The following is a 7,646-nucleotide window of genomic DNA, read 5'->3' on the forward strand; positions in this document are numbered from 1 at the left end:
AGTCTTTCCTACTCAGACTTTTGCGTCACAGCGCAAGTTCCGGAGCGCTAGGCCTATAAGGATCACATCGACATCACCATGAGCTAAGGCTTCGAAGAAATCAGAAAGTCTAGTGTATTCTTTAATTTTAGAGAAACCACTGAATTTTTCTTCAATTATTTGTTTAAATAACTCATCTTTCCAAGTGCCTAAACGTTTACCTCTAATATCTGCAACAGAATTAATGGGACTATTGATGAGAGTCATTAATTGGCTATTGCTATTGAGATAGGGGAGGCTGAAGAGATATTTTGCTTTATTCTTGTTATCAATTGTAATTGCGCCTATGGCTAAATCAAGTTTACCTGCGCTAACTCCTGTCAATAAATCATTATAAGAACCTGGGCTATATTGGCATTGAGCATTTATCTCTTTACAAATAGCATCCATCAAAGCTACTTCAAAACCAAAATAATGGCTCTTATCAGCGTAAAGGCTAAAGGGCGGGTCATAAGCTTGTATGCCAATAGTTAAGTTTTCAGCATGAGAAATAGAGAAAAAAAAATAATAAGATAAAAGCCGTTATTAATCACATAAGAATATTCCTATAATCTAATCGAAAAATAGTTTAATTAATTAACACTGTCAATTTCATGATTTGCGAATAATTTTGCCAATCACAAAGGAATTTAAGGGGGCAAGCCCTGCTTTTCGCTATTAAGAGATTAAATTGTGCTAGCCAATTTGAGGATGGCAAATCATAAAATTTCATCCATCAAAAGTCACACTGGTTGTGCCAGGTATTTCCTGTTTCTGTGACATTCCTATCCAATGTTGTACCTGTGAAATTGGAGAGAATGTTGGTAGCTGCAACCTCTATTGACGTATTAATAATGATGAGTTGGCCTGGTATCCCATCCGCCGTCAGTGTTAAAGGAGAGCCAGTAACAGTTATCACTGCATCGGTGAGAGGAGGCGCCTGTGTAATACGCAAGATATTAGAAATGCTAAGGTCGATAGCATTGGTTGATTCCCTCCCTCTGGAAACTATTGGCTCATCAACAATAGGCGCGCTTAACTGACTACCATTTATTTGTAAGGACAAAATACAAGATCCTTTCCCTGGTAAAACAAAAGGATTACCACAAAGCCCTAACCCTGTAGTCATTTGGGTAACTCCCTGAATGGGTTGCATCATTTAAGAAGCAAAAAGCAAGGCTTGATCTATTGCTTTTTTACTGTTCTTCTAAAATCGTATATTAAAAACTCTCAATCTCTTCTCTACAAATTAGCTCACCAATTTTTTTTAGTTCTTCCACATGCTGAGATAACTTTGTTAACTCTTCTTTAGTAATCACATAACTGGGTTTATATCGAGCATCTACATAAGCTTTTCGTAATAACTTAAATAAGCGCTGGTTCTCTATATTATTCAATGGAAATATTTGTGCTAGGCGACTATCAACTGAATTCACTAGCTTTTTTAAAACACCTAAATCATGGGTATTAGGTTTATAACGTGTAAACACCAACAAAATACCGCTCAAGAGTCTTTCAGTAACTTGATGTAATTGAAAAGCAGCTATGCTATAACTACCTCGTTCAAAGAAAATCATAAATCCTATCCAAAATTCATTGGCACTGCTAAACCAATAATCAAAATCTTCTTGTGCTAATTTTTTTCGCTCGGCTTTAGATAGTTCTTTCGCTTCATTTAATTGGTATTTCCCTGAGTTGTATAATAGTATACCTTGTTTCTTAATGTCTGTGAAAAAATATTGTGCCTTGTTTAAGCGTTTATTTACAAAATTAATATCATGAACAATGATGGATACAGGGGTATTAATCGTTTCATCTCGCCCAATTTTTTCTTCAATTTCTCGTTCAAATCGACTTTGTACTGCTTCACTGTTTGTTTGCACGATCACTAAAATATCAAAGTCACTTTGATAGCGATAATGTATCTCATCATATTTGTCTTCTACCCATTCATTACGTGCATAACTACCAAATAAAACAATCATCTCGGAGTGAGTTATTTCATTGATAATGTGAGTTATTTTACTCAGCTCTACTTGCTTTTCCTTTGGAAGGTAATCCACGTCTTCTTTCATGTAATCTATATTCCTGAGCTTATCATTTTCTTAATTAATCCATCCATTTTGCAGGAAGCTTCTAGAAAATGATAGAGTATTTTTTTAATGCATAAGATGTGTAACAATCTTTACAATATAGTTGCTAGGTTGCTGATTAGAAATGGCTCTTCATCCATGTAATTTAGTTATTTTTTAAAGCCTTAAAGAAGGGGCTTAGTAGCTAGAAAAAACATGCAGTTAACTATTTGCTTCTACCGAAAAATAATCGTAAATTTAAGAGGTTAAGAAGCAAAAAGCAAGGCTTGCGGATGCGGTATATATTTTACATGCATTCCAGAAAAAGACTCAAGCTACAGCAAAACGTGATATTGATCTTGCAAAGGCACGTTTTACTGAATTGATGAGGAGTAAATAGAGATGAGTAAAATAGAAAGCTATGACAATATTTGGGATGCAATTGCTGATACAGCCGGAGAATCGGCTAATATGCAAGCGAAATCTGAGTTGATGCGTCAAATTGTGATTATTATTAAAAAGAACGGTTGGAAACAGGTTGAGGCAGCTCAACATTGTGGAATTACACAACCTCGCTTAAATGATATGTTACGTGGACGTATTTCTAGATTTTCCTTAGATGCTTTAGTAAATATTGCAGCAGCTATTGGGCAACGAGTTCATATTGAATTAAAAGCTGCATGATTTAAAAAACGACAATTATTAGATCAAGTTTAAATAATTTGTGTACGCATCATAGTCGATATGTAAAATGACTAAAATGTGTGATTCATAGAGATCCTTTCAATTTTTTCATAATCAAATCAGTATGATAATTAGCTATTTGGATGCTCTCATTGTCTATTTTATAGTTGTTACTCACCTCTTCACTAAAGGGGGTTATTTCGCTTAATTCAGCCACGATAGCCGAGGGAGGTTTTCCTTTTAGTGAACCATGAGGACGCTGCCAGTTATAAAAAAATTGCCATTGAGCTAGCTCTTCTCTAAGAGTTTCAAAGTCAGATAAATCTGTAATAGCGTAAAACTCTTCAAGATCTGTTTTTTGCGATCGTTCTACCTTGCCATTTAAATGAGGAGAAGCTGGCTTATTGGGTCTAAATTTAATACCTAATTCCATCATTTTTAGCTGAACTTTTTCGGCAAAAAATTCTAGCCCTCTATCCGTTTGAATACGTTGTATAGGGAATGGAAACTGCTCCAGAACCAAGTCTAAAAAATGTAGTGTATTAGTGGCTGTACGGCGTTTGTAAATCTCTAGTACACGCCAACGAGAACAATCATCGACAGCTGTATATTGATAAATCCCTGGTGCTATTTTACAGGTATCCATTTGAATACGATCGCCAGGAATAGGACGACTATAGCGTTTAAATTTCTTTTTACGCTTAAGTTTTTTTATTGGTTGTGTTTGGTTGCTTGTTAACGCTTTATGAATGCTTGCTAAAGAAAGCGAACAGTTGTGCAATCTTATCAATTCAGTTTGGATACGCCTAGCGCCAAGATTACGGCTGATACGCAAATCAAGAATTAGTTCAATCAGCTCCGAATTTAACTTCTTACTTGGTGATAAATGGAGCTTTTTGCTTTGATCATTCAATCCATCGATCCCAGCCTCTAAATATCGTCTGTACCACTTCCTCAGGGTAGGACGAGAAATACCACATTTACGGCAAACATATCCTGCATCTTTAGTTTCCAGATAAAGATTTACCCAAGTTAATCTAGCTTTAATTTGCTGTTTCATAAGACGGGTAAATCTATCAATTAATTGAAACGATGTCTATGAATCACACATATTAGGCAGTAGCTCATTGATGTCAAGTAATTGTCACACTCAGTTAAGCGCACCAATTGTTTATTTTATGCTTATTATTGTAATTAATTTTTCATCTTGATTGTATTGTCGTAAGTTTGTGTTCAAAAGTTACCGGGAATTGCTGAAACCGTATTATTCGCATGGTCCTTCAAAGAGAAAAGATTTAAAGTCATAAGATAAAGCATTTGAAATATTTTCTGCTGTGGACTCATTAGGTATTATAAAATGACTTTTATTTTGTGTAATGATTCTTGAAATGGTATTGAATTCCTTTCTTAAGCGGCCATTATATCCCTTATAATTTAAATAATTGATTATTTGTAATGTCTTCAGATCCGTGTGATATTTCTGCCAGCCTTCGCCGGTTATGGGAAATCCAAGGATGCTTAAGTTGTCTTTGTCAAAAGAAAAACCCATGATATTTATCGTTTCTGCTTCTCTAATAAGGCTCGGAATTATATCGTGCTTCAAAGCTCTGCGCTCACCATCAATAGTTAATATTGATTCATTGTTAAGCAAGCTATTTAAAAATCTATAATATTGATTGGTTATTTTATCTCTAGTTTGATTGGCATCATTATATTGACCATATTTTGCCAAGTTGGCTAAGGTTGGCAAACTTCCATAAACGTGATGAATCCTTTCATTGATGAACTCGTGGATTGCTGCTGTATTATTAGAAAATAATTGAGTTTCTCGGAAGGTTCGATCTAAGTAATATTCAAAGCTGACATCATAATTAAAGGTTATGAAATGAACTTTATTATCTAGTATGCTACTTGGATCTGAAGTGCAACCTTGGGTTAGTTCGTTAAATAAAATAGGAAGCCATGGATCGGGGTGCCCTTTATGGTTTAAGTTAAAATGGTCCATATTTTCACATTTTAGTAAGGTATAAATAATTAAAGTCTTAGCTACTTCACCAAAATCAGGATTGTTGCGCAGGAACACATCAATAGAAAGCGGATTAGATTTTTCTAAACGGTTTTTAAGTTCATTAAATTTGTCAAACTCACCAATTTTTATAAGATAAAAATTATTATCGTAATAACCACCCACGGGGTTGATGCCATCGCAAAATTGAAGTCTCTCTATAGCGTTACGAGACGGGTGAAATACGTGATTTTCTTTTTCGTGGTAAACACTATTCTCTAAAAGAAATTTTTTGATGCTATCAAAGTGGTATAGTCTACCGTTTTCTTTATCTGATGAATTATAAAAAACTCCATTTTTTTCACCTTGGACAACAGGAATGGGTATTTGATCTTCTAGGCTTTTAAGCATTTGAGGTATTAGTTGGTTGCCCAATGGGTAGCCATAATGACAACTGGCTCCCGCTCCAAGAACAAAAATTGTTTTTTTATGATACACAGACGAAATCTCCATAGCTATTTATAGCAGTATATCTATATATGGTATAAAGTTGGTGTATCATATACAACATATTATGTTTTGCGTTTGACGGCAATCCTCTAAGCTAGTCAGACCTTATTGAGAGGGTTACTTTTTTTATCAAATTCCTGAAAACGATAATCTGGGACCAGCCAAACTATTAAAAAGAGAAATTAAAACCAATATCGAAGATATATTTAAATTCAAAAAGTAGGCCAATATATATCAAATTTCGGAGCTGATAGATGAGTTAACTTAAAAAGTTAACTATTCCGTAATATCTGCTAATAACTTAACTTAGAAAAATTAACCAGAATAATAACCTCCAAGTTTCACCTATGGGGCTGATGAAAATTTGGCATTATTTAAGCTATGATGGTAAACAAATTTCCTCTTTTATTAACCTATCAATTAGCGAATAAGTTTGTCATATACAAAATTATTTTAATCATGTATAATTATACTAATTTAATATAAAAATGTATAATAAAATGAATCTAATTGAAATTTGGCATTATCACAGACCTGCACTTGCTAAGATATATTTAGACACATTGAATGCAGGGTTAGTTACTTCCACTACTATTTTTGCTCCACGTAGGGCGGGGAAAACATCATTCCTTTTGAAAGATCTAACTCCTGCAGCTGAAAATTCGGGTTATACAGTAGCTTATGTTGATCTTTGGCAAACCAAGTTATCGCCAGGAGTTTCTATTGTACGAGCTTTAGAGCGAGCATTGGAGCCGAAAAATGCGGTCCAAAGTTTAGTTGCAAAACTTCATACACCAATTAAAAAAATTAAAGCAAGAGCCGAATTGGCTGGAGCAAAACTTGAAGGTGAAGTTGAACTCGGAGTTAATTCTAAGAAAGCCCAGACAGAAATCGCTTTGCAAATAGATGCTTTGATTGATGAGTTATGCAGGAAAAAGCCTGTTTTATTACTTATTGATGAAGCACAAGAATTAGCAAAAACCAAAGAACATGAAGCAATTGCAACAGCACTGCGCACAGCGATAACCAGGAATCAAAGTCATTTAAGAGTAGTATTTACGGGTTCATCACGAACTCAGCTAGCACATGTTTTTTCTAATTCGAATGCACCTCTTTATTCAACTGGATCAGCTATAGCAGATTTTCCAAAGTTAGATCGGGATTTTGTTGAATATATTGCGGAGCGTTTTAAACAATCTACTGGTAGAACATTACCTATCCAGTCTGCCTGGGAAGCGTTTGTTAGTTTTCAGCAACAACCGGAACCTTTTTTGGTTGGTATTGTGGACATGGTGCTTAACCCATCTATAACATTAGAAGATGCGATGAAGGCTGTGGCAGAAAAACTTGCTCATACTGAAAATCATGAAGGCGCTTGGGCTGCTCTTGATGCAACGCAAAAAGCATTGGTTCGCATGATTGCCGAAGATTCATCGTTAAAGCCTTTCAGCAAAGCGGTAGTTTTAAAACTTCGCAAAATTATCGGCGTTGAATCTTTGGAGGTTACACATGTTCAGCGTGCGATGTCTAAACTTAGCAATGTGGTTTTTAAGTCTCCTCGAGATACTTATGAATTTGAAAACGAAGCTTTTGCGCAATGGGTTAGAACACTTGCTGAGTAACAAGTTAATAATCAGTGAATGATCTGGAGAAATAATTATTTAAATATAGCGTCAATAGAACAATGATGAGTGCTGTAATAATTACCAGCTGAAATTAGGAAATATAATGAGTAATATAAATTCCCACCGAATGTATAACACAATTAGCCACGAGCATTTAGACGATCTAATTAATTGGGTCATAGGTGAATACCCTGATTCAGGCCTTATCTTAGTTGAGTGTGAGGATGGACGTTGGTTTATCGAGCAAGAGTATGGTCATGCCTATGATTCATTTTCAGGAATTTCAAAACCCAAGTTAGAGCCTTATTTGGAACCAAATTTCTATACTAACAGAAATAAGGCACTGGCGATGGCCATCGAGTTAATTAAACGAGTTTATAAAAATATAGATGAGACAAAAATTTCAGAGTACTTCAATGAGGGAGATAAAAGATTAAATTAACCATTTTTAGAATGATTGGATTTAGATCTGGTAAATTGTTAAAACGGAATTGTATTAAATTTTAAGCAGTTAAAAAATGGAGTGAAGATGGACAATACAAATGAAAAATTTCAAATCGTTGATGAGCATTGGCAGATGTTTGAGGATATATCTCAAAATGAAAGCTATAAAAATTTAAGATCTTACGCCAATGAATTGGGTAAAACCATGAAAGAAGCTTTTGCTAATGTATTAAATGAATTAGTTTTGACTTGCTCTGACACAACTACTTGAAAAAGTGAGAGTTTCCG

At 34.7% G+C, this 7,646-nt stretch carries 9 protein-coding genes and 1 pseudogene; 5 read left to right on the forward strand and 5 right to left on the reverse strand.

What is annotated here, in order from left to right; all coding sequences use genetic code 11:
• Nucleotides 1-12: 12 nt before the first annotated feature.
• From QM652_RS13465 to QM652_RS13475, 3 genes are all read right to left on the reverse strand, one after another.
• Nucleotides 13-531, reverse strand: coding sequence for a transporter substrate-binding domain-containing protein (locus tag QM652_RS13465; protein WP_415076669.1), 519 nt, complete (start codon nucleotides 529-531; stop codon nucleotides 13-15).
• Between the two features lie 223 nt (nucleotides 532-754).
• On the reverse strand, nucleotides 755-1,147 hold the full coding sequence (locus QM652_RS13470; protein WP_415076653.1) for a hypothetical protein: 393 nt from the start codon (nucleotides 1,145-1,147) through the stop codon (nucleotides 755-757).
• A 91-nt stretch (nucleotides 1,148-1,238) separates the two neighbouring features.
• Nucleotides 1,239-2,093: a HEPN domain-containing protein gene (locus QM652_RS13475; RefSeq protein WP_415076655.1), complete on the reverse strand. Its 855-nt coding sequence runs from the start codon at nucleotides 2,091-2,093 to the stop codon at nucleotides 1,239-1,241.
• A gap of 295 nt (nucleotides 2,094-2,388) precedes the next feature.
• Between QM652_RS13475 and QM652_RS13480 the strand changes: the two are divergent.
• A pseudogene (locus QM652_RS13480) lies at nucleotides 2,389-2,490 on the forward strand (type II toxin-antitoxin system RelE/ParE family toxin); the annotation flags it as partial.
• Between the two features lie 2 nt (nucleotides 2,491-2,492).
• A complete protein-coding gene (locus QM652_RS13485) occupies nucleotides 2,493-2,774 on the forward strand; it encodes a helix-turn-helix domain-containing protein (protein ID WP_415076657.1) in 282 nt (93 codons plus the stop codon).
• Between the two features lie 85 nt (nucleotides 2,775-2,859).
• On the opposite strand, the gene QM652_RS13490 is transcribed toward QM652_RS13485, so the two are convergent.
• The gene (locus QM652_RS13490) at nucleotides 2,860-3,834 is read right to left on the reverse strand and encodes an IS481 family transposase (protein WP_415076659.1); all 975 of its coding nucleotides are present in this window, start codon (nucleotides 3,832-3,834) and stop codon (nucleotides 2,860-2,862) included.
• A gap of 204 nt (nucleotides 3,835-4,038) precedes the next feature.
• Complete coding sequence (locus QM652_RS13495) at nucleotides 4,039-5,277, reverse strand: hypothetical protein (RefSeq protein ID WP_415076661.1); 1,239 nt, start codon at nucleotides 5,275-5,277, stop codon at nucleotides 4,039-4,041.
• 512 nt (nucleotides 5,278-5,789) lie between these two features.
• Here QM652_RS13495 and QM652_RS13500 point away from each other — a divergent pair.
• The 3 genes from QM652_RS13500 to QM652_RS13510 all read left to right on the forward strand — a co-directional run bounded on the left by QM652_RS13500 (nucleotide 5,790) and on the right by QM652_RS13510 (nucleotide 7,629).
• A complete protein-coding gene (locus QM652_RS13500; protein ID WP_415076663.1) occupies nucleotides 5,790-6,911 on the forward strand; it encodes an ATP-binding protein in 1,122 nt (373 codons plus the stop codon).
• 106 nt (nucleotides 6,912-7,017) lie between these two features.
• On the forward strand, nucleotides 7,018-7,356 hold the full coding sequence (locus tag QM652_RS13505) for a hypothetical protein (RefSeq protein ID WP_415076665.1): 339 nt from the start codon (nucleotides 7,018-7,020) through the stop codon (nucleotides 7,354-7,356).
• Nucleotides 7,357-7,443: 87 nt separating this feature from the next.
• Nucleotides 7,444-7,629, forward strand: a complete 186-nt coding sequence (locus QM652_RS13510; protein WP_415076667.1) for a hypothetical protein — start codon at nucleotides 7,444-7,446, stop codon at nucleotides 7,627-7,629.
• Nucleotides 7,630-7,646: the final 17 nt, after the last annotated feature.

The organism is Legionella sp. (assembly GCF_047605385.1).
Lineage (GTDB): Bacteria > Pseudomonadota > Gammaproteobacteria > Legionellales > Legionellaceae > Legionella.